We start from the raw sequence: 22,522 nt of genomic DNA, 5'->3' as shown, positions 1-22,522 counted from the left end.
CAATGCCAAAAAGCCCTTATTCATCAATACATGATTATTTATTTAACATCAGGTTTAAAACTGTCTTTTAAATCTAAAATACGGTTAAACACCAATTTGTCTTTTGAATGATCATAACGATCAGCCACAAAATAACCTTCACGCTCAAACTGGAAGCGATCTTCTGCAAGAGCTTGTGCAAGTGCAGGCTCAACCACCGCTTGTACCACTTTGAGTGAATCTTGATTTAAATGTGCCAAGAAGTCATCACCTGCATCTGGATTCGCTTCATTAAATAAACGATCGTACATACGTACTTCTGCAGGCACACCATGCGTAGCAGATACCCAATGAATCACACCTTTCACTTTACGGCCTTCTGGCTTTTTACCCAAAGTATCTGCATCTATTGAACATTTTAGTTCAACAACTTCACCTTGCTCATTTTTAATCACTTCATCACAACGTACTACATAGGCATGACGTAAACGAACTTCACCACCCACTGTCAAACGCTTAAAGCCTTTTGGTGGTACTTCTTCAAAGTCCTTACGGTCAATATAAATCTCTTGCGTTAAAGGAATCACTCGCTCGCCTAAGTCTACATTTGGATGACGTGCATGCACCAAATCCATCGCTTCAGGTAAATTGGTCAGCGTAACTTTTAATGGCTCTAGTACTGCCATACCACGGGCAGCCGTACTTTCTAATGACTGACGAATACAAAATTCAAGCATGGCCACATCAACCACACCATCTGTTTTAGATACCCCAACACGCTTACAGAAATCACGTAAGCCTTCTGGTGTAAAACCACGGCGACGCATCCCCACAACGGTTGGCATACGTGGGTCATCCCAACCACTCACAAAACCACCTTCAACCAAACGGCGTAACTTACGTTTTGAAGTGATGGTGTAGTCAATATTTAAACGAGATGATTCATACTGGCGAGGTACATCTTTTGAATGTACTTTCGCAATCACCCAATCGTAAAATGGGCGGTGGTCTTGGAACTCTAAAGTACATAATGAGTGTGTAACACCCTCAATTGCATCAGACAATGGGTGTGCATAGTCATACATTGGGTAAATTTTCCATGTATCGCCTGTTTGATGGTGCGATGCATGCAAAATACGGTACAAAATTGGGTCACGCATGTGTACATTCGGGCTTGCCATGTCAATTTTAGCACGCAAGACAGCTTGTCCTTCGCTGTACTCACCAGAACGCATCTTTTCAAACTGCTGTAAATTTTCTTCTACACTGGCATCACGGTATGGTGAATTTTTACCCGCTTCCACAAAATTACCACGGTTCAGTTTAATTTGCTCAGGCGTTTGTAAATCTACATACGCATCACCTTGTTTAATCAGGTCAACGGCCCAAGTGTAAAGTTGTTCAAAGTAGCTTGATGCATAGCGAGCGTCACCACTCCACTCAAAACCTAGCCACTGAATATCATTTGCAATACCTGTAACATATTCTTGTTCTTCTGCATCTGGGTTTGTATCGTCAAAACGTAAATTACATTGACCATTAAACTCACTTGCCACACCAAAGTTTAAACAGATGGCTTTTACGTGACCAATATGTAAATAACCATTTGGCTCTGGTGGAAAACGTGTTACCACTGTTTGTGTACGCCCCTCTGCTAAGTCGTCAGTAATAATTTGACGCACAAAGTCTAAGCCTGGCTGTTGTTCTTGCTGCACAGACTCAGTAGAAGCAAGACGATCTGTCGTCGGAGGGGTAGGCAGATTTGAAACAACATCATTTGGCTTCATAATAGATTATTCACTTCTATACAGTTAAATTTTGACTAAACGGAACATCATCTTGGCTTTTTTCAAAGATAATTGATGTTTATACTTGCTATCTAGTTTACAGTTTGCTTATGCTTCTCTCAACCAAAAAACCATGGCAATTGTGTCCATGATTAGGAGATTATGAAATGAGTTTTCCTCTTGTCGAGTTAAACACCAATAAAGGACGTATTGTTCTTGAACTCAACAGCGATAAAGCACCTAAAACAGTGGCTAACTTTCTAGAATATGTCCGTGATGGTTTTTATGATGGCGTGATTTTTCACCGTGTCATTGACAGTTTTATGATTCAAGGCGGTGGCTTTGACGAAAACTTCAAAGAAAAAGTAACCCGTGACTCTATTGAAAACGAAGCAGACAACGGCCTAAGCAATGATGTTGGTACAATTGCTATGGCACGTACACAAGCACCTCACTCTGCATCTGCTCAGTTCTTTATTAACGTAAAAAACAACAGCTTCCTAAACCATTCAGGTAAAACCACTCAAGGTTGGGGTTATGCTGTATTTGGTAAAGTGACTGAAGGCCTAGACGTTGTTGAAAGCATTAAAGGCGTTCGCACTGGTAACCGTGGCTACCATGCAGATGTTCCTTTAGAAAACATTGTGATTGAGTCTGCTAAAATTATTTCTGAATAATTTTAGTCTTCCATACAGTGGCTACATACCTTTTTATTTCAGACTTACATTTGTCTGAACAGCACCCTCGACTCGTTCGGGGGTTCTTCGATTTACTTGAGCATTATAAGAATCAGCAAACACAACTCTATATTTTGGGCGATTGGTTTAACGCTTGGATTGGTGATGACCAAAAAAGTCCATGGTTAGATGAAATGATCCAGCAATTACAATGCTTTCAAAATGCAGGGAATTGTATTTACTTTCAAGCTGGCAACCGAGATTTTGCCTTAGGTCAACAATTTTTAGATCACTTTGCAGGCGTCTACTTACCAGACAGCTATACCCTACACATTGCAGATCAAACATATCGCTTAGAACACGGCGATGCACTGTGTACAGATGATATTTCCTATCAGCGGTTTAAGAAAGTCATTCGACACCCACTGGTACTGTCTACACTCAAAAAAACACCACTCTCTTTTCGTAAAAAACTCGCCAACGGCTTTAGAAAAAAAAGTGCACAATCGCATCAACATAAAAAACCAACCATTATGGATGTCAATGCAAACGCAACATCTGACGCCATATTAAAGGTTGACCATCTCATACATGGGCATACACACCGCCCACAAATACATCTACTCGAGCAAAAACAGAGAATTGTACTGGGTGATTGGCGAGAAGAGTCTGGCGAAGCATACATACTTGAAATTTCTGAACAGGGTCAACAACACTACTATAAGTGGTTATTTTAGTTACTCTTTTTCAGAACAGACCTTCCACCAAAAAAGAAAAAAAAGGCATGAGAGGAGTAACTGCTCATGCCCTAAAAACATTTAACGATTTAACACGTTATATTTTGTACTATGCCCTTATGCTATTGGGCATGGTTACGCTTTTTTGAAACAATGACACCTGAAATGATTACCAAGATCGCTAAAATGCCTGTAGATGTAATTTCATGAGTATGTTTCGGATCAAAAAACATTACCACAAGTGCTGCAACAATAAATATAATGACAGCCCATGTCAAATACGGATACAGCCACATTTTCATACGAATATCTGTACCCTCTTGAATCAGCTTTTTACGCATTCTTAGCTGAGATACAGCAATTACAAGGTAAACCAGTAATGCAATTGCACCCGAACTGTCTAGTAAGAAACTAAAAACTTCTGCAGGGGCTGCATAATTCGCAAAAGTACATAAAAATGCAACTGCTGTTGAGAGTAATACTGCGTAAATTGGTGTTTTAGATTGACTCAAGGTTTGTAAGAATTTTGGTGCATCGCCACGTTTTGACAATGAAAATACCATACGTGATGCTGTATACAATGCAGAATTCAAGCAACTGGTTACAGCCGTCAGTACAATAACATCTACAATAAACTTCGCATATGGAATATGTAAAAGCTGTAAAACGGCTTGATATGACCCCATCTTGGCAAGCATTGGATCATTCCAAGGCACTAAACTCACAACAATAAAAATAGACAGCAAGTAAAATAAAGCAATACGCCAAATGACTGAATTGGTTGCTTTGCTAATTTGCTTTTCTGGGTCTTTTGATTCTGTTGCCGCAATGGTGACAATCTCAGAGCCCATAAAAGAAAACATGGTTGCAAGTAATGCACCTAATACAGCCCCCCAACCATTGGGTAAGAAACCACCATGAGCATATAAATTACTCACACCGCTCACATTAGGATTCGCAGAAAAGCCAAAAATGGCAGCTAAGCCGATTACAATAAAAGCAATGATAGAAACTACTTTAATGGTTGAAAACCAAAATTCAAATTCGCCATAGTTTTTAACACTAAACAAATTGGTCACAGTCAACACAGCCGTGACCACAAATGCAAATACCCAAATAGGCACATCAGGAACCCAAGAGTTCATAATGGTTGCCGCAGCATTTGCTTCAAAAGGAATCACTAATACCCAAAACCACCAATACATCCAACCAATGGTAAAGCCTGCCCATTTTCCAATTGAACGATCTGCATATGTTGAGAATGAGCCACTGTCTGGCTGGGCTATCGCCATTTCAGATAACATACGCATGACTAAAACAACCAATGTACCTGCAACCATATAAGATAACAGTACCGCAGGCCCCGCAGACGCAATCGCATGCCCCGAACCTACAAATAGTCCAGCACCAATCACCCCCGCAATCGAAAGCATGGTGACATGCCTATTTTTAAGCCCCTGAGAGAGGTCTTGTGAAGCTTGTTTTGTCATAATATCACCCAATTTATTTTGAATATTTTTATTACATCATTACATCGACACAAACAAGCATATATAATGCCAATACAATGTATCACACCATACTTTTAACTATTAAAAACAAAAATAGCCAACAATTGTTTTTTATTTACTCACATATACCTTATTTTAATCTACAAACACTCGTTTCAGTACAATTAATCTCAGTGGTCACTTAAAAAAAACATAAGATAAAGGATAGTTTCACAAATAACACCCACACAATGCACCAAATTAGTGCATATCAAAGATTTTGATCAAATAATAAGGGGACTTTACTTGCTGTGGCAATACGGTTCATATAACGGAGTGTTTTTGGTGCAAATTGCACGCCTGCAACAATACTCAAACTACGTAACCAAGGGAATAAAATAAAATCTGTTAAGTTAATCTGCTCATCTTGGTCCACTAAGACATCTAATGCTGCCAATTGTTTGTTCATCATAGGAATATAAATATCGCTTTGCTCAAACAATGCATCTAATGAACCAAAGACCTGTGTTTCTCGCTCAATAAAAGCTTGGCGTGATACTGGTGTAGAAATTTCTGCGAAGTCTGCACGCACAAAACGAGGCACGATCAATTTAGTAATCAGTTTTAAACTACCATCAAGCCATAGTTTAATCTCAGGGTTCAAGTCACCTTGTGCATAGCGTGGTTCACTCAGATGATCTAGATACTGCACAATATCTAAACTTTCAGTCATATATTTCCCATCAAGGCGTTGTAAGATCGGTACAACTTTTTTACCCACCAAATGGATTGGTGTTTCAGCGTCACCCTCCATAATCACAGCATATTGCATGGGCAAGTTTTTAAATCCTGCGATCATACGCACACGCAAACAAAATGGGCAATGCTCATAGATATATGCTTTCATGACAGCAAACTCTTTTCAAAGACAATAATTTATCTTACGCAATGTCTATGACACTGCAATACATATCTACAATTATTGAATAAATAGCAGTGCTAATCGTACCTGATCGTATCCCATTGTTGGTTGAATTTGCTCTACAATTGGGCGTAGTTTGATTGAGCCATCTGCTAAAAAGTGCTCTTCTTTTTTCGACTTTTGTAATTTCTTATAAATTTTTCTGACCTGCTCAATCACTTCATCACCAGGACTTGCGGTACTAATATCTAAACCATGTTCTTTGTGTAGTTTTTCTAAATGGCGAATAATTGTCGATGGTGCTAAACCACGTTCTTGAGCAATATCTTGAATCTCATAGCCATTTTCAAATAAATCACGGGTGGCCTCAAGCGTATTTAAATTGAGAGCGCTTTGAGCATGTTGGGTCATTTTGTTTTTATTTTTCTTAATCTCAATTTCATTGAGCGTACCACCACAATGCCGAATAAATGCTTTATGTTGTTGTTCCAAATCTGCATCTGCAAAATGTACTTGAGCTTCTTCAGAGAGTTCTTGAAAACGTCGATCTGCTTTTATCGCCAATGGGTCGAGTGTTAATGCTTTTGCATCAAAACCCAATAATTTTAAGCCGTGTATAGATTTTAAACGCGACAATGCAACATAGCCCTGCCCATTTTCAAAGGTATGAGATAGATTAATTTCTGCTGCATCCAAAGTCATGCCTTGGCTTTTATGAATGGTAATCGCCCATGCAAGTCGGAGTGGAATTTGTTGAAAACTTGAAATGACTTTGCCTTCATCATTTTCAACAGACCATGTTTCTGGTGTCACCAATAACACTGTACCATCTGTGAGTTTTACTTCAGGCAATAAGCCAAACTCATCATCATCTTCAAAGCCAATGACTTCACCTAAGCTGCCATTAATATAACCCATGTCAAAATTGTTTTTTACAAACATTACTTTGGCATGTTTTTTTAACACCAATGTTTCAGGTGCTCTTACAGAAGACTTTAAGGTTTCTAAAAGTTTAGCATTGCCTTCTAATGTGGCTTGAAAGGTATGTGATTCTTGGTTCAACTGTTGTAAATGTTGTTCATTTAGGCTATCTACGTCCATATTATGAGTATATAAACGCGTATATGTATCACCAATATCTTGTTGCTTTGTGGCGCTTAACGCTTGCTGGTGTTGTGGTGTAATAGATTCAGAGCGAATCGCATTTAAAATTTGATTGAGTGTTTCATCATCTTGACGATGCTGTTCTGTCAGGTAACAAATTCTAAACTTTGCTTCAACCCATGCCTCAGACATAAAACAGAACTTATCTCGATTACGTTCACCTTTACGACCAACAGGAGGAAGCTGGAAAAAATCGCCCGCTAAAATAACTTGTATGCCACCAAATGGTTCATCATTTTCTTTAAAATGTTTTAAAACTTGGTTCACTAGATTTAACTGTTTGGCGTGCAACATTGAAATTTCATCAATCACCAAAACCTGAGCACTTTCTAAATGTTCTTTTAAATATTTACGCTCTTTCATGCGTTTAAGATCATCTTGCGTCAAGTGATCTTTAATTCCTATACCACTCCATGTATGAATGGTCATACCATTCATATGCGTTGCAGCAATGCCTGTAGATGCAGTAATGGCAACAGAGACTCTACGTTCTTTTAAATATTGTATATACTGGTTCAGTGTGTACGTTTTGCCCGCCCCTGCCGACCCTGTCAAAAATACATTTTCGCCTGCTTTTAAGAGTTTCAACGCAGTTTCTTGCTTCATACGACCACTTCAAAAATATAATCTAGATAGCCTACCGACTTTTATGCGAAATGTTAAGCTTTTAGCCATCAAAAGCTATGCTAATATACTTTAGTGCTCACGCCATTTCTACGAATAAAGGTATTGCTTATGCATTGCTCACACCCCACCATTTACGCCATTAAACATGTTTCATTTGAAGACTTAGGCTCACTTGAAGATGTTTTTTATGAACATGGTTATCGGATACGCTATTTTGATGCAGGCGTAGACTCTCTTGACACTGCATTAAATCATGAAGGGTTAACCGTGATTTTAGGTGGCCCGATTGGTGTAAATGACATCTCAAGCTTTCCTTTTTTAAAGCATGAATTGGCTTTACTTAAGCTACGTTTAATACACAACAAGCCTACGCTTGGTATTTGCTTAGGGGCACAGCTCATGGCAAAAGCACTCGGTGCTTCAGTGTATGCAGGTGAGCATAAAGAAATTGGCTGGGGGCAATTACAGCTCAGTGACGCTAATAATATTTTGTCACCTTTGGCCGATATACCAGTATTACATTGGCACGGCGATACCTTCGACTTACCAAAAAAAGCTAAACTACTGGCCAGTTCTGCATACTACCCTCATCAAGCCTTTCAACTCGGTCACAGCTTGGCATTACAATTTCACTTAGAAATAGATGCTCAGTATATTGAGCAGTGGCTGATTGGCCATCATCATGAACTGTCTCACCATCAAATTGATATTGAAAAAATCAGAGACGACAGTGAGAAATATGGTGATCTCGTAAAAACTGCCGCAAAACAAGTCATTACTCAATATTTACAGCATATTCATCACACCTTATAAGTGTGAAGTAAAAGCCACACCATAAACATAGTTTTGAATAATATATTCTTTTTCCAGTACAGTGCTTCGTTACAATACCGAAATATATGCATATTTTGCTCTTATATATACAGCCAATACTACATACCTGCTGTGTTTAATTATGTATAGCATATAGTTATACCATCTTCTAAGTGCTCTAAATTAAAATGTTGATGCATTTGATATAAAAATGATTTGGTCTAAAATCTAAGATTCGGTCAATCAGTAGGTTTATTCATAATACGTGTATTTGAGCATTCTTTTTTTGTAAAAAATACCTTAACCCTGCAAAGCACTAACCTTACGTAAAAGTTAAATAGCATTTGACTTCACCATAACAGTACTTAAAATAGCGTTTTTACAATGTGATGTGATGTTTAAAATGACCAGTAACAATCCACTTGACCCTCAAATTGTCGAGCTTGATGATTTACACGAACATCGTGAAATTGTGACATTTATGCGACGTTCTTCGCCATTAAACACCTCACAACGTACTGCACTTGAACAACACCAAGCGTTAATTTTATCTTACCCTGTTGGTGACTTACGTCAGCATTTCGAACACCCAGAGCGACCTTTAACTGTCGAAATTGGCTTTGGTATGGGACGTTCATTGGTACAAATGGCTGCGGCTAATCCTGAACGTAATTTTGTCGGTATTGAAGTACACGTACCGGGTATCGCACAGTGTGTATACGAAGCAGGGATTGCAGAGCTAAATAACTTAAAAGTGCTTGATGCAGACGCTATTCATGTACTGAAAGAAATGCCTGATCATAGCATTAACTGTATACAACTATATTTCCCAGATCCATGGCAGAAAAAACGCCACTTTAAACGCCGTTTTGTTGCACATGAACGCATGGAATTGGTGGAAGCAAAGTTAGAAATGGGTGGCACATTTCATGCTGCAACAGATTGGGAACCCTATGCCGAGTGGATGCTTGATGTACTCGATAACCGACCAAATCTAGAAAACCTTGCAGGGCGTGGCAACAGCTACCCTCGCCCAGATTGGCGACCACTTACTAAATTTGAGCGCCGTGGTATTGAGGCAGGTCACGTAATTAATGACTTTATCTTTAAAAAAGTAAATTAATACAGTAGCCTTTTATTTTTTATCAGACAATATATGCCTATGCTGAATCTGCTCACTGAGTAGCTGATACATCTTAGCTTGGCTTGGCATATGTTGCTGCAAAAATGCAAGATGTTGCTGTAAAATGACTGCATCCTGTCGCATGGCAGGGCCTGTTTGAGCCATTACAGGGTCAATTTGCGTTGCTTTTTGTGCTGTGGCTAAAATCAGTAGCGAAAGAAGCTTAAAATCAACGCCCTGTGCTTGAACAATTTGCTGAGCAACGTCATAACAATAATTAGAAAAATTACAAGCAAACACGGCGGCCAAATGCAAACTTAAACGCTGAGCCGAGCTATACTCATATACATGATGTGACAACTGTTGAGCGAATGCTTTTAAAACATCTACATGCTCTACAGTATTTGCTTCTATAAAAATAGGCACACTTGACCAATCTATTTTAGCCCCTAAGCTAAATGTTTGTAGCGGATAAAACACCCCTGCATACTTTATACGCTCAGAAATCACCTTTAAGTCTGTGCTCCCTGAGGTATGTACCACCAAAAAATCTGGCTGTATATGTTCTAACTCAAGAGTAACGCTTTCAATCGCCTGATCTGTCACTGCGATCATCAGTAAGTCTATATGGGTATTTAGCTGATGTATGTCTGTTAAAGCACGTGCCCCCACAACTTGTGCAAGTTGTTCAGCATGTGATTGTTGCCGACTACATATGTCAACTAATAAATAGCCCTGTGCTTTTAAAACCAAGGCCAAATGTGTGGCTACTCGCCCTGCACCTACAACACTAATACGCATACCCACTCCTTATTACTCAAAAAATAAAGCACCCAAAGGTGCTTTATTTCAATAAGACAAACAATTATGCTTCAGGGCTATTTTCTTCAATTAATGGCTTTAATTCACCATTTTGGAACATTTCAAGAATAATATCGCTACCACCAATTAACTCACCTTTCACCCACAATTGTGGAAATGTTGGCCAGTTTGCAATTTTAGGCAATGTTGCACGAATGTCTTGGTTTTCTAAAATATTCACATAAGCAAATGGACGACCAATTTGACTGAGTGCCTCTACCGCACGGGCAGAAAAACCACACTGTGGAAATTGTGGCGTACCTTTCATGTACAATAACACTGCATGTTTCGCAATTTGCTCGTGAATCAATGCTTCAGTGTCGCGTGCTTGTTCAGTCATTTGTGTTCCTTCATTCATTTACACTTCGTGGGCTATCATACCGCATAGATCTAGTCTTGTGTAAGGCTTTTCAGTAAAGAGTACGCTAAATCAAAGGTATACTCACCCTTTCAGAACCATTTACAATTAGTTTAAAGGCACAACCAATGCAGGGTCTATGGCCTTACCCTCAGCTCTTAGTTGAAACTCAAGCATGACACGGTTTGTACCAGATGAACCCATCTGTGCAATTTTCTGTCCTGCTTTTACTCGTGCACCACTTTGCACAAGCATCAGACTATTATGTGCATAAGCACTAATATAACCATTGCTATGCTTAATTAAAATCAGATTACCAAACTCTTTTAAACCATCATCAGCATAAACCACCTGACCATCGGCTGCCGCAAATACTGGGTCACCTACCTGACCTGCATAGCGAATCCCCTTAATATTACGGCTTAAATCATATCTGGCAATAACTTGCCCATTCGATGGTTTTACCCAGTGCAAGGCATTACTGGCCGCTGGTACAGACACCGAAGGGACGGTTTTAACTACAGGTGGCGTTACTTTCACAGGTTCTGCAGACGGTAATGGAATACTTTGCGTTTGAATTGGTGGAATACTTTGCGTACGTACAGGCGTTGGCTGTGTACTTCTTACAACAGTTGTATTACTACTACTTTCAGCAGTGCCTTTTAGTTTTAATACTTGATGCACATAAATGGTATACGGTGCAGGAATATTATTCATTTCTGCCACAGAAATATAGTTCAGCCCATAACGTGCAGCAATACCACTTAACGTATCACCAGACTTAACAGTATAAGAACCAGGGGCTGGCTGAGCTGCAATTCGTGTAGGTGCAGTAATTTCAGGTTTAGATGCACAGCCACCTAACAATACAACACTTGCCAAAGGTAAGCCGAGCAATACGACACGAGATAACTGCCACACAGAATGATTGGCTTGTTTTTTTATTAAAATTGACATGAATATTCCTCATCGTTCCAAACAATTGGCTTGATGGCACTAAGACTAACAAAAAAGCCCACACAGGTAGTGAAATAAATACCTAATTTCACAAAGCAATAACATCAATACATTGAACCCTCTAAACCAAGGACTCAATCGATTGTTTTAATTGTTCCAAAACAGCATAGTTTGTTGCATCCATTTGTATAGGTGTCACACTCACATAGCCATGATTTATGGCATAAAAATCTGAAACCTGCCCCGTACCCTCATCTAAAGTGTCAACAATGGCTTCACCTGCAAGCCCAATCCAATACACGTGATGGCCTCTTGGGTCGACATGGCTTGTGAGAGGTTTAGCTTGTTTTCTCTGGCCTTGATAAGTCACTCGTGTACCTCGAATCTGCTCGGTAGGCAAATACGGAATATTGACATTTAAAATATGGCGCTCAGGAAGCTGTGGCAATCCTTTAGAAATAAAATCATGTGCCCACTGAGCAGCATATGCAAATGCATTGGGTTCATGATAATCACTACGTTGTTGGCCCACCAAAGACACAGCAATCGCAGGCTGTTTCATTAAACGTCCCTCAAATGCAGCACCGACTGTACCCGAGTACAACACATCATCTCCCAAATTTGAGCCACTATTAATACCACTCACCACCAAGTCAAACTCAAAGTCAAACAAACCATTCATCGATAAATACACACAGTCTGCAGGCGTACCATTAACAGCCCACACATCTGGCATAATCTCTACAGGACGTAAAGGTCGATCTAAACTTAAAGCACTTGAAAAGCCACTTTTTTCCGACTCAGGCGCAACCACCACCACACGCCCTAAAGGTTTAAGTGCTTTTGCCAATGCCTGAATACCAGGGGCAAGCACCCCATCATCGTTTGAAACCAAAATATTCATAATTCACCACCAAAAATTAAAGTTCATATAAAACAGTATTTTATAAAAAATGTATAACTAGACATGATATTCATACACGAAAATGCCTACACTTTGGCTAAATATAAAATTTCAACAACACTTTATACAGCTTTTATACAGTTTATTGCTTTCATTCTAAGAAAAGTTGTTTAATATCATAAACAGTTCTTGAAATATGATGTCTTTAAAGTACCGCTTATGATAAAAAAACCATTACACCACCCGCTTGTAGCTTGTCTTATGAGTAGCTTTTTGCTTGCGTTGCCCGTGAGTCAACTACAAGCAAAATCAACAAATACAGATGACAAAAATATTGATGTGACCCCTCAACAAGGGGGTGTTACCGACGAAGAATTAGCCGCTATTTATGTGCTGTCTGAGCTATGTACTGACTATGGATTTAAAAAAGACCCTGCTTACCGTAGTGGTTATGCAGAATTAGTTAAAGAAAATATGCCTGGCATTCAAAACCCTGTCAATGCACTACAAATGCGAGCCAAACAAAAAGATTTCAAACCCTTTTTAGAACAAGCTCGACAAGATGCAAACAAAGCAGGTGAAGCTGACAATAAAGAAATTTGTAAAGAAATCTCTTCTTTAGCAAAAAGCCCTTAAATTCGGCCATACACAAGGTAAATAAGCACAGAACACATATAGAAGTTAGCCAAAATTTACCCTACAATGCCCAACTTAATTACACGACTCTAACCATTGGAATGATCCTCAATGAGCAGAAAAAGCACCTTTGCTGCGCTCCTACTTTTACCATCACTGTCGTATGCAGCAACTGTCCTATCTTCACCGCCTGATCTCGATAATAAATCCTATGTCCTTATGGACTATCAGACAGGACAGATTCTTGCAGCTAAAAATGAGAATGAAAAACTCGCTCCTGCATCAATGACAAAAATGATGACCAGTTACATCGTTGAACAAAAGCTTTTAAAAGGCCAACTCACAGAAAATGAAAATGTGAGAGTCAATGAAGACGCATGGTGTCGTGGTAACCGTTCAGAATCATGCATGTTTGTGCCATTAAATGGTACAGCCAGTGTGATGCAAATGTTACGTGGTATTATTGTGCAGTCAGGTAATGACTCAGCCAAAGCGATGGCTGAACACATTGCCGGAAATGAAGGCACATTTGCCCATATGATGAATCAAGAAGCCAAACGAATTGGTATGCAAAACACCAATTTTATGAACTCAACAGGCTTACCTGCTGACGGCCATTATTCAACAGCCAAAGATATGGCAATTTTGGCACAGCATATTATTCATGACAGTGCAAAATATTATCCAATTTACTCAGAAAAAGAGTTTACCTTTAATAACATTAAGCAAGGTAACCGCAACCCACTGCTTTATACCGACCCAACAGTAGATGGCTTAAAAACTGGTCACACCAATGAAGCAGGTTACTGTTTAACAACATCTAGTAAACGCGGGCCAATGCGTTTGATTACCGTCATTTTTGGTGCACCAAGTGTCAATGCACGTGCGATACAAACACGTGAGCTTTTGGCTTGGGGTTATGCAAACTATGAAACCGTTCGCCTAAAACCTGCTGGCCAAACGCTAAAAAATGTCAAAGTATGGTTTGGTACAGACAATGAAGTCCCTGTAGGTATTGTAGATGACTTTAGTGTGACCATGCCAAAAGGCCAAGCAGGCGATATTAAAACCGACCTGCAAATTTCACCATCACTCAATGCACCCTTACAAAGCGGTCAAGTGATTGGTAAATTGGTGGCATCACTTAATGGTAAAGTCATTTCTGAAAAACCTGTCGTTGCTTTAAAAGCAGTGGAAGAAGCAGGTTTCTTCTCTAGAATGATTGATCACATTAAACAATTCTTTAGTAATTTATTCTAATTTAGAACCAAGCATAGCATCATGTGCTGAAATTGCGTAAAATACGCTTTTTTAGCGCATGGTGCATTGAAATATGGCGAATGCTTGGTCTACACATGTGACAGTTGCCACTGTCATTGAAAAAGATGGACAATACCTTTTTGTGGAAGAACACAGCGAAGGCATTGTACATACTGTGTATAACCAACCTGCTGGCCATTTAGAATACAATGAAACGCTCATTGCGGCTGCTCAAAGAGAAACACTGGAAGAAACCGGCTATTGCGTTGAGATTGACCACCTCATTGGTATTTACAGCTATACCCCACCTATGGCACCAGATCGTACATACTTTAGATTCTGTTTTGCTGCACACATACTCAATGATGTCGCTAACACGACCCTTGACCCAGATATTATTCGGACTGTTTGGCTCAGCAAAGAAGAATTAGAACTCTCAGCTCAAGCACGAAGCCCATTGGTTATCAAAGCCATTCAAGATTATGAAAAAGGGCAAAAATACCCTTTATCGATGATCTACGAACACCCTTTTTCACCTCAACCTACTTTAAATTTGGATACATAGTCCTATGCAACAACGTGTCATCGTCGGAATGTCTGGTGGTGTAGATTCTTCTGTTTCTGCGGCTTTATTACTTCAACAGGGCTATCATGTTGAAGGTTTATTCATGAAAAATTGGGAAGAAGATGATGGCACCGAATACTGTACCGCATTAGAAGACCTTGCAGATGCACAAGCCGTTGCAGACAAACTCGGCATTACTTTGCATACTGCAAACTTTGCCATGGAGTATTGGGATCGTGTATTTGAACTTTTCTTAGCAGAATATGCGGCAGGTCGTACACCAAACCCAGATATTTTATGCAATAAAGAAATTAAATTTAAAGCATTTTTAGACCATGCCATGACTTTAGGTGCAGACTTTATTGCCACGGGTCACTACACACGGCGTGGTGAAAGCAAAACCAATAGCAAAGGTCAAACCTATGCCCCATTGTTACGTGGTGTAGACCAAAATAAAGATCAAAGCTACTTCTTACATGCAGTCAATGGTCAAGAGATCAACAAAACCCTCTTTCCTGTAGGAAATATTGAAAAGCCTGAAGTACGCCGTATTGCGGAAGAACTCGGCCTTGCAACGGCCAAGAAAAAAGACTCTACAGGTATTTGCTTTATTGGTGAAAGACGTTTCAACGACTTTTTAAAGCAATACCTACCTGCGCAACCGGGAAAAATTGTCCTCGAAAATGGCCAAGAAGTTGGTGAGCATCATGGACTTATGTACTACACGCTCGGACAACGTGGTGGTATTGGCTTAGGTGGCATTAAAGACAGCCAAGAGGGTGCGTGGTTCGTACTATATAAAGACTTAGAAAATAACCGTCTCGTTGTAGGACAAGGCCATGAAAACCCACTCATGCAAAGTACAGTGCTCTGGACAAACAGCATAGATTGGGTCGCAGGTGAGCAAAACATTCCAAGTACAGGCTTTCGCTGTACTGCAAAAACACGTTACCGCCAACCTGACCAAGCATGCACCTTATTTATAGATGAACAACATGGTATTCGTGTTGAGTTTGATGTTGCTCAACGTGCAGTAACACCGGGTCAAAGCGTGGTGTTCTATACAGATGACGTGTGTTTAGGCGGTGGAGTCATTCACCATAGCAATGCACCAACCCCAGACTTTATATAAGAGGATACACAGGCATGGTTGATCAGCCTTTTCAACAGCCTAGCATACTCACAGATGCTCAAAACAGAACCCTTGCTCTTGCAGGGGTCTTTCAAGCCGCTCAACTGACGCACTTGACCGCACTTACTGGTACACAACGCAGTACCGATCGGTGTCTTTTCTATTTTGAACAGCTGATTAAAGCCAGTCTAAATATACGCCCAACCACCAATCAACATTCAAAACTTAACCCACTCGACTTATTTGACCACTTTAACTCACTGACACTCGGGCTAGAAAATTTAGAAGACAGCGTCAATCAACCCTTTTCACCACACCCAAAAGCAAAAACACCCAAGCTTCCTCAAGCTAAACTTGCAACCACCTATGCCATTTCATTATTACAATTAGAAAAGAAAGTGTATAGCAATCCTGCCTTCGTAGAAAAAATCAGTCAAACACAGCAAAAAATACTGCAACAGCTGTCTTTTTTTGATCAAAACTACTTACATCCAAGCATTATTGCCAATCTGGCGCAAACCTACCTAGATACAGCAGCTCAAATAGAGCCTCGTATTTTAGTTAGAGGGAATCCAGAAGCTTTTAAAGATACTCAACATACCAACCGTATACGTGCCATGCTATTTACAGGTCTGCAACTGGCTCATCTTTGGCGACAGATGGGGGGGCGGTCTAGACACTTAATTTTTAGCAAACGTAAGATCAAACAAAATATTCATGCCATTGCTCGTATGCAATTTCAACTTGCAGACAAGTAACCATTTTAGGTGTCACCACGCACTATATTTAAAGGAAAATCTATGAACGCTTTAACAGCACTCTCACCACTAGATGGTCGTTATGCGAGCAAATGCGATGCTTTGCGTCCTTTCTTATCAGAATACGGTTTAATTCATGCCCGTGTTACTGTAGAGGTTCGTTGGTTACAGTCTTTAGCAAAACATGCGCAAATTCAAGAAGTACAACCATTTAGCGAAGCAACAAACAATGCTTTAGATGAGATTGTAAACCAATTCAGCGAAGCTGATGCTCTACGTATTAAAGAAATTGAACGCACTACAAACCATGACGTAAAAGCAGTTGAATACTTTCTGAAAGAAAAAATTGCACACATTGATGAATTAAAAGATGCTGGCGAATTTATCCATTTCGCATGTACTTCTGAAGATATTAACAATTTATCTCATGCACTCATGCTTAAATCTGGCCGTGAAGTGCTATTACAGTCAATGAATCAACTGACAACTGCTGTGGCAACACTTGCAACAACACATGCCGCACAGCCAATGCTTTCTCGTACCCACGGACAAACAGCGAGCCCAACAACGCTAGGGAAAGAAATGGCAAACGTGGCGTATCGCCTTGCTCGCCAAGTAAAACAGTTTGAAAATGTTGATTTACTCGGAAAAATTAATGGTGCTGTAGGTAACTATAATGCTCACCTTTCAGCGTATCCAGAAATTGACTGGGCAGCTCATGCACAAAACTTTGTAGAATCATTGGGTTTAACATTCAACCCTTACACCACTCAAATTGAACCACATGACTACATGGCAGAGCTATTTGATGCTTTACGTCGTTTCAATACCATTTTAATTGACTTCAACCGTGACGTATGGGGTTACATCTCTTTAGGTTATTTCAAACAAAAATTAAAAGATGGTGAAGTGGGTTCATCAACCATGCCACACAAAGTCAACCCAATTGACTTTGAAAATTCAGAAGGTAACTTAGGTATTGCCAATGCAATTCTTGCTCATCTTGGCGAGAAACTCCCTATTTCTCGTTGGCAGCGTGACTTAACGGACTCGACTGTACTTCGTAACATGGGTGTTGGTTTTGCACAAAGTTTAATTGCGTTTGACGCATGCTTAAAAGGTGTTGGTAAACTTGAACTCAATGCTCAACGCTTACTTGCAGACTTAGAGCAATCACAAGAAGTATTGGCTGAACCAATTCAAACAGTGATGCGCCGTTATAACATTGAAAAACCATATGAAAAACTTAAAGCACTGACACGTGGCCAAGCCATGACACGTGAAATGATGGTCAACTTTGTTAATAGCGATGAATTAGCTCACGTCCCTGAAGCTGAACGTGCTCGCCTTGTTGAACTTACTCCAGCAACTTATGTAGGTAATGCAGCAACTCAAGCTAACGCTATCGACAGCCACATTAAAGCACTTTAATAAATATCAGAGGTAAGTCATTATTGGCTTACCTCTGACTTAAGATGTAATGCCAAATTCCCTACAAAAAACCCTTCCTATACAACTAAACAAGCTGTCGTGGCTTGCACATCTATAGCCACAAAAACTACATATTGTTCTGCCATACATAGTAGCTCCTATATAGTCAAACCCTCTACGTTTTCATACAACTAACTAATAACATCAAAAAATGACCTACTTCTGTAATTTTTACTTGTCTATATATTTAGCATTTTCACTATATATACCGCTCCTCACGTAAAAATACGTTATAGCTGACACGCATAAGTCTAAATAACTGCAATATTCCTATACTTTTCATAAATATAATAGCCTTGTCAAATATAAAAGTATTTGCAACATAAATAAAATAGACAATAGAATCAAAGGACGATTCAATGAAAAGTAGACATCAACTCTATATAGGTATTATTACAATGGCTCTTGGAAACTTATGTCATGCCGCAACGCTGACAAGTGAACCTTATGGCACAACACAAAATGGACAGCCTGTCACTCGTTATACCATGACCAATAATCAAGGCGTTTCTGTATCGTTTCTTAATTTTGGTGCTGTAATCACACAAATGATCACACCCGACTCAAAAGGCCAGAAAGAAAATATTGTACTTGGTTTTGATGATTTACACGGTTATGAAGTCACAGATACCCAAGAAGGCATTCACTTTGGCTCACTGATTGGTCGCTATGCCAACCGTATTGGTCAAGGCCAATTTACTTTAGATGGAAAAACCTACACACTTGAAAAAAACAATGGCCCAAATACATTACATGGTGGCTCACTTGGCTATGACAAGCGAATATGGAACGTAAAACCATTAATCGAACAAGGTGAAACTGTAAAAGCAGCATTAACCTTAACTAGCCCCAATGGTGATCAAGGTTTTCCAGGTAAGCTTGATATTGAAGTCATTTACAGCTTATCTGACCAAAATGAGTTTAAAATTGAGTATAAAGCCAAAACTGACCAGCCCACTGTTATTAACTTAACCAACCATAGCTACTTTAACTTAGCAGGCGTTAAAAATAGCCCGTATGGCATTTTAAACCATATAGTACAGATACACGCAGACCATATTTTAAAAACAGATCAAAACTCATTGCCAACAGGTGAGTTTATTGATGTCAAAGGCACACCATTTGATTTCACAACGGCAAAACCTGTTGTCAAAGATCTTCGTAGCAATAACCAACAACTGGCCTACGGCTATGGCTACGACCAAACATGGGTACTTCATAAAACTCAATTAAATCATCTAGATCTTGCAGCTAAAGTCATAGACCCTCAATCTAAACGTAGCCTAGAGGTATTTACCACTGAACCAAGCATACAGTTTTACACCGCAAACCATTTACATGGTAATGTCATGGGCAGAGATGGTGTACTTTATCGTCAATCAGATGCATTGGCTCTAGAAACACAGCACTTTCCAGATAGTCCAAACAAAAGTAACTTTCCATCTACTCGCCTCAATCCTGACCAGACATATCATAGTGTAACTATTTACAAGTTCGGCATTGAAAAATAACACCCTTAACGCCTTTGCATTAAACAATAAAATGCAAAGGCTTTTCTAATCAAACTGTTTTATTTTTAGAACAGTACTTCCTAAATTAAACATTTAAACATTAATTTAAAACAATAAAATAGTCATTATATTATCAATAAAGAAGCATATGACATGAAAACATATTTACATCACCATCAAAATCGTGGCCATGTACAAAGTGATTGGCTAAACACCTACCACAGCTTTTCATTTGGCCGATGGGTCGACAGACGCTTTATGGGTGTTGGTGCATTACGCGTCATTAACGATGACACCATTGCAGCACACCGCGGTTTTGGTACACATCCACATGACAATATGGAGATATTAACCTACGTCATTTCAGGTACCATTACCCATAAAGACAGTATGGGTAATCATGGTGAAATTCATGCAGGTGAATGGCAATTAATGAGTGCAGGAACAGGTGTCGAGCACAGTGAAGTCAATCAACATGCTACACCTGTGCATCTTTTTCAAATTTGGATTCATCCAAATGTAAGAAACGCAACACCAAGCTATCAACAAGTTGCACTCGACCCCAAACAGCAACCAGACCAATGGCATACGATTGCAGGGCAAGAGAATAATGCATTAATGTACATTCGCCAGTCTGCAGAAGTAAAAACAGCTTTTATTAATGAAAGCCAAGAACTTCCTATCACACGCCAGCATGACATTAACTATATCCATGTCATTTCAGGCCAAGTGAAAATTGGGCAACATGTCTTGAATCCAGGCGATGCTTTGGCTTTTACAAATGAAGACCGTATTACTGCACTTTCCAAAGACAGTCATGTGCTTTGGTTTGACCTACCCGAATAAAACAAAAAAGCCACCCTAAACTAGGGTGGCTTCTTGCACTGTGTAGAACAGTATATTTGGCGGAAGCGGTGAGATTCGAACTCACGGAGGGGGTAAACCCTCGTCGGTTTTCAAGACCGGTGCATTAAACCGCTCTGCCACGCTTCCAATGTGCGTAATAATATAAACAAAATGATTACATTGCAAATGTTTTATGTCTAGGACTCGTCTAAAAGCACAAAAAAAAACCAACAGCATATCAAAATATTTCCATTGCTTTTCATTGGAAGTACATTTCACCCCACCCCCCCTAAAAAAGTCTATTTTCTAAGCAGACACACATAAATTTTTGCAAGGATGATCAAAAAAATTTGCATTATTTTTATGATAGAAGAATCAAATTAAATGATTGAGTTTAATCATAAAAATTTGTAACAATTTAAATTTTAGATTTTAAATTTCATTTATTTAAAAAAGTCAAGTTTGACTTTTGATATTCAGCACATTATTATTCACCCAATCTCACAACATGGCTATTTTTTCACCTATATTGTAAGTAAAGTAATTTAATTACTTCCATACGATATAAATCCAACTTTAATTCTTGCTATCAACATAGCAAACATGACTACCCCCTCAACACTTTAGCAACTTACGTAGGCATTAGACATCTGTCTTTTTTTAGCCTCATTGGGTGGTTATTCTCTGTCGTGGAGTCACTATGCAAAAAAACTTATCGGATGTAGCGAGGCGTTTGCGTCTTACATGTCAAACCCAAAAACTGCCCGTTCGCTTATCTGTTATCACAGCACTTGCCATGCTACCTTTATTACAGCTACATGCCATTGGTTCTAAAAAAGAAACCAACCAATATGTAGACGTAATGAACAACAATCGCCTAACTGTAGTCTCGGTGAAAAGCCCGAATACAGTATTTAATAATGGCCAAAGCTTACATGGCTTTGGCTATGACCTCATGCGTAACTACGCAAAAAGTTTAAATGTTCAGCTTGACTTTAAAATTGTTGCTGACGATGCAACTGCACTTCAATTGGTTGCAGATGGTAAAGCAAACATGGCTTTAACCAATGCACCGATGCAAACCATAGAAAAAAAGAAATTAAACTTTTTTTCAGCAACATGTGGCAACCTAAACTCACTTGAAAAACATGGTCTATCAAGCAACATTAACTTAGTCGTTAATAATGCAGCTGATCCATTGGCACAAACAGCCACAGGTTTTACCTGTAAAGCCAATGACAATGGATACATTGACCAGCTGGCCTCTTTCTACAACCACAATACAGTAGATGAAGACGCTTGGGAAACCATTGAACAAGACCTTAAAAAGCGTATGCCAATTTACAAGGCAAGCTTTAAACGAGAAGCACAAAAGTATAATCTTGATTGGCAATTTTTAGCTGCCATGGGGTATCAAGAGTCATACCTTAAGCCTAATTCAGTATCTGCCACAGGCGTTCGTGGCTTAATGATGCTCACCAACAACACAGCAAAAGCCATGGGTGTTACAGACAGAGACAACCCGCAGCAAAGCATACAAGGTGGTGCGAAGTACTTAGATCAACTGCTAGAGCAATATGATGAAATTGCCTATCCTGATCGTGGATGGTATGCCTTGGTTGCTTACAACATGGGACCTGGTGCTTTATCAGCGATACAATCTAAAGTATCTAAACAGGGCAAAAACCCTAATGAATGGATTAACATTTACAGCTACCTAAAGGCAAATCAAGCCTCAAATGGTAAATATAGACAAGCTGTACAATATGTGACGCGTATACGTGCGTATCTCGAACATATTCAAAGCAATTATACTTCTACGGTTGAAGTATAAAATTTAGCTATAAAAAAATGAGCATAACGCTCATTTTTTTATAGCTAAGAAGGTTCTAACAGCATATATAAATGCCCCCCCTCTTACATA

Annotated in this window: 21 protein-coding genes and 1 tRNA gene; 13 read left to right on the top strand and 9 right to left on the bottom strand. The window is 39.3% G+C overall.

Annotation, left to right across the window (positions count from 1 at the left end; all coding sequences use genetic code 11):
- Positions 1-38: 38 nt before the first annotated feature.
- Positions 39-1,766, bottom strand: coding sequence for a glutamine--tRNA ligase/YqeY domain fusion protein (locus I2F31_RS04725; RefSeq protein ID WP_195768381.1), 1,728 nt, complete (start codon positions 1,764-1,766; stop codon positions 39-41).
- A gap of 167 nt (positions 1,767-1,933) precedes the next feature.
- Between I2F31_RS04725 and I2F31_RS04720 the strand changes: the two genes are divergently transcribed.
- Complete coding sequence (locus tag I2F31_RS04720; RefSeq protein ID WP_195768380.1) at positions 1,934-2,443, top strand: peptidylprolyl isomerase; 510 nt, start codon at positions 1,934-1,936, stop codon at positions 2,441-2,443.
- 17 nt (positions 2,444-2,460) lie between these two features.
- Positions 2,461-3,180: a UDP-2,3-diacylglucosamine diphosphatase gene (locus tag I2F31_RS04715; RefSeq protein ID WP_195768379.1), complete on the top strand. Its 720-nt coding sequence runs from the start codon at positions 2,461-2,463 to the stop codon at positions 3,178-3,180.
- Positions 3,181-3,302: 122 nt separating this feature from the next.
- Here the strand turns inward: I2F31_RS04715 and gabP are convergent, their stop codons facing one another.
- From gabP to I2F31_RS04700, 3 genes are all read right to left on the bottom strand, one after another.
- Positions 3,303-4,670 carry a GABA permease gene (gene gabP, locus I2F31_RS04710; RefSeq protein WP_195768378.1) on the bottom strand — a complete coding sequence of 456 codons (1,368 nt, stop codon included), beginning with the start codon at positions 4,668-4,670 and terminating at the stop codon, positions 3,303-3,305.
- A gap of 271 nt (positions 4,671-4,941) precedes the next feature.
- Positions 4,942-5,577: a glutaredoxin 2 gene (gene grxB, locus I2F31_RS04705; protein ID WP_195768377.1), complete on the bottom strand. Its 636-nt coding sequence runs from the start codon at positions 5,575-5,577 to the stop codon at positions 4,942-4,944.
- Positions 5,578-5,649: 72 nt separating this feature from the next.
- Positions 5,650-7,362 carry an AAA family ATPase gene (locus I2F31_RS04700; protein ID WP_195773525.1) on the bottom strand — a complete coding sequence of 571 codons (1,713 nt, stop codon included), beginning with the start codon at positions 7,360-7,362 and terminating at the stop codon, positions 5,650-5,652.
- Positions 7,363-7,491: 129 nt separating this feature from the next.
- Between I2F31_RS04700 and I2F31_RS04695 the strand changes: the two genes are divergently transcribed.
- Both I2F31_RS04695 and trmB read left to right on the top strand, forming a co-directional pair.
- Positions 7,492-8,196, top strand: a complete 705-nt coding sequence (locus I2F31_RS04695) for a glutamine amidotransferase (RefSeq protein WP_195768375.1) — start codon at positions 7,492-7,494, stop codon at positions 8,194-8,196.
- 403 nt (positions 8,197-8,599) lie between these two features.
- Complete coding sequence (trmB, locus tag I2F31_RS04690; RefSeq protein WP_195768374.1) at positions 8,600-9,319, top strand: tRNA (guanosine(46)-N7)-methyltransferase TrmB; 720 nt, start codon at positions 8,600-8,602, stop codon at positions 9,317-9,319.
- A 12-nt stretch (positions 9,320-9,331) separates the two neighbouring features.
- Here trmB and I2F31_RS04685 read toward each other — a convergent pair whose 3' ends face one another.
- The 4 genes from I2F31_RS04685 to surE all read right to left on the bottom strand — a co-directional run bounded on the left by I2F31_RS04685 (position 9,332) and on the right by surE (position 12,399).
- On the bottom strand, positions 9,332-10,120 hold the full coding sequence (locus I2F31_RS04685; RefSeq protein ID WP_195768373.1) for a Rossmann-like and DUF2520 domain-containing protein: 789 nt from the start codon (positions 10,118-10,120) through the stop codon (positions 9,332-9,334).
- Positions 10,121-10,184: 64 nt separating this feature from the next.
- Positions 10,185-10,520, bottom strand: a complete 336-nt coding sequence (grxD, locus tag I2F31_RS04680) for a Grx4 family monothiol glutaredoxin (RefSeq protein WP_195768372.1) — start codon at positions 10,518-10,520, stop codon at positions 10,185-10,187.
- 126 nt (positions 10,521-10,646) lie between these two features.
- The gene (locus tag I2F31_RS04675) at positions 10,647-11,495 is read right to left on the bottom strand and encodes a peptidoglycan DD-metalloendopeptidase family protein (RefSeq protein ID WP_195768371.1); all 849 of its coding nucleotides are present in this window, start codon (positions 11,493-11,495) and stop codon (positions 10,647-10,649) included.
- A 121-nt stretch (positions 11,496-11,616) separates the two neighbouring features.
- Positions 11,617-12,399 (bottom strand): 5'/3'-nucleotidase SurE, encoded by a 783-nt coding sequence (gene surE, locus I2F31_RS04670; RefSeq protein WP_195768370.1) that lies wholly within the window; start codon positions 12,397-12,399, stop codon positions 11,617-11,619.
- Between the two features lie 261 nt (positions 12,400-12,660).
- Between surE and I2F31_RS04665 the strand changes: the two genes are divergently transcribed.
- From I2F31_RS04665 to I2F31_RS04630, 8 genes are all read left to right on the top strand, one after another.
- A complete protein-coding gene (locus I2F31_RS04665) occupies positions 12,661-13,035 on the top strand; it encodes an MCR_0457 family protein (RefSeq protein WP_195768369.1) in 375 nt (124 codons plus the stop codon).
- Positions 13,036-13,146: 111 nt separating this feature from the next.
- Positions 13,147-14,295: a D-alanyl-D-alanine carboxypeptidase PBP5/6 gene (gene dacC, locus I2F31_RS04660; RefSeq protein ID WP_195768368.1), complete on the top strand. Its 1,149-nt coding sequence runs from the start codon at positions 13,147-13,149 to the stop codon at positions 14,293-14,295.
- A gap of 73 nt (positions 14,296-14,368) precedes the next feature.
- Complete coding sequence (locus I2F31_RS04655; protein WP_195768367.1) at positions 14,369-14,860, top strand: NUDIX hydrolase; 492 nt, start codon at positions 14,369-14,371, stop codon at positions 14,858-14,860.
- 4 nt (positions 14,861-14,864) lie between these two features.
- The gene (gene mnmA, locus I2F31_RS04650; RefSeq protein WP_195768366.1) at positions 14,865-15,992 is read left to right on the top strand and encodes a tRNA 2-thiouridine(34) synthase MnmA; all 1,128 of its coding nucleotides are present in this window, start codon (positions 14,865-14,867) and stop codon (positions 15,990-15,992) included.
- A 14-nt stretch (positions 15,993-16,006) separates the two neighbouring features.
- Positions 16,007-16,750 carry a DUF489 family protein gene (locus I2F31_RS04645; RefSeq protein WP_195768365.1) on the top strand — a complete coding sequence of 248 codons (744 nt, stop codon included), beginning with the start codon at positions 16,007-16,009 and terminating at the stop codon, positions 16,748-16,750.
- Between the two features lie 42 nt (positions 16,751-16,792).
- Positions 16,793-18,181 carry an adenylosuccinate lyase gene (gene purB / locus I2F31_RS04640; protein ID WP_195768364.1) on the top strand — a complete coding sequence of 463 codons (1,389 nt, stop codon included), beginning with the start codon at positions 16,793-16,795 and terminating at the stop codon, positions 18,179-18,181.
- 419 nt (positions 18,182-18,600) lie between these two features.
- Entirely contained in the window at positions 18,601-19,752 is a 1,152-nt protein-coding gene (locus tag I2F31_RS04635; protein WP_195768363.1) for an aldose epimerase family protein, read from the top strand.
- Between the two features lie 153 nt (positions 19,753-19,905).
- Complete coding sequence (locus I2F31_RS04630; protein WP_195768362.1) at positions 19,906-20,598, top strand: pirin family protein; 693 nt, start codon at positions 19,906-19,908, stop codon at positions 20,596-20,598.
- A gap of 57 nt (positions 20,599-20,655) precedes the next feature.
- On the opposite strand, the gene I2F31_RS04625 is transcribed toward I2F31_RS04630, so the two are convergent.
- Positions 20,656-20,745: transfer RNA gene (locus tag I2F31_RS04625), tRNA-Ser, on the bottom strand.
- A gap of 553 nt (positions 20,746-21,298) precedes the next feature.
- Between I2F31_RS04625 and I2F31_RS04620 the strand changes: the two genes are divergently transcribed.
- Positions 21,299-22,432 carry a transglycosylase SLT domain-containing protein gene (locus tag I2F31_RS04620; protein ID WP_195773524.1) on the top strand — a complete coding sequence of 378 codons (1,134 nt, stop codon included), beginning with the start codon at positions 21,299-21,301 and terminating at the stop codon, positions 22,430-22,432.
- Positions 22,433-22,522 lie beyond the last annotated feature (90 nt).

The sequence above is a fragment of the Acinetobacter rathckeae genome (assembly GCF_015627125.1).
Taxonomy (GTDB): domain Bacteria; phylum Pseudomonadota; class Gammaproteobacteria; order Pseudomonadales; family Moraxellaceae; genus Acinetobacter; species Acinetobacter rathckeae.
The sequence above is the reverse complement of the archived record's forward strand: the minus strand, read 5'-3'. Positions and strand labels throughout refer to the sequence as shown.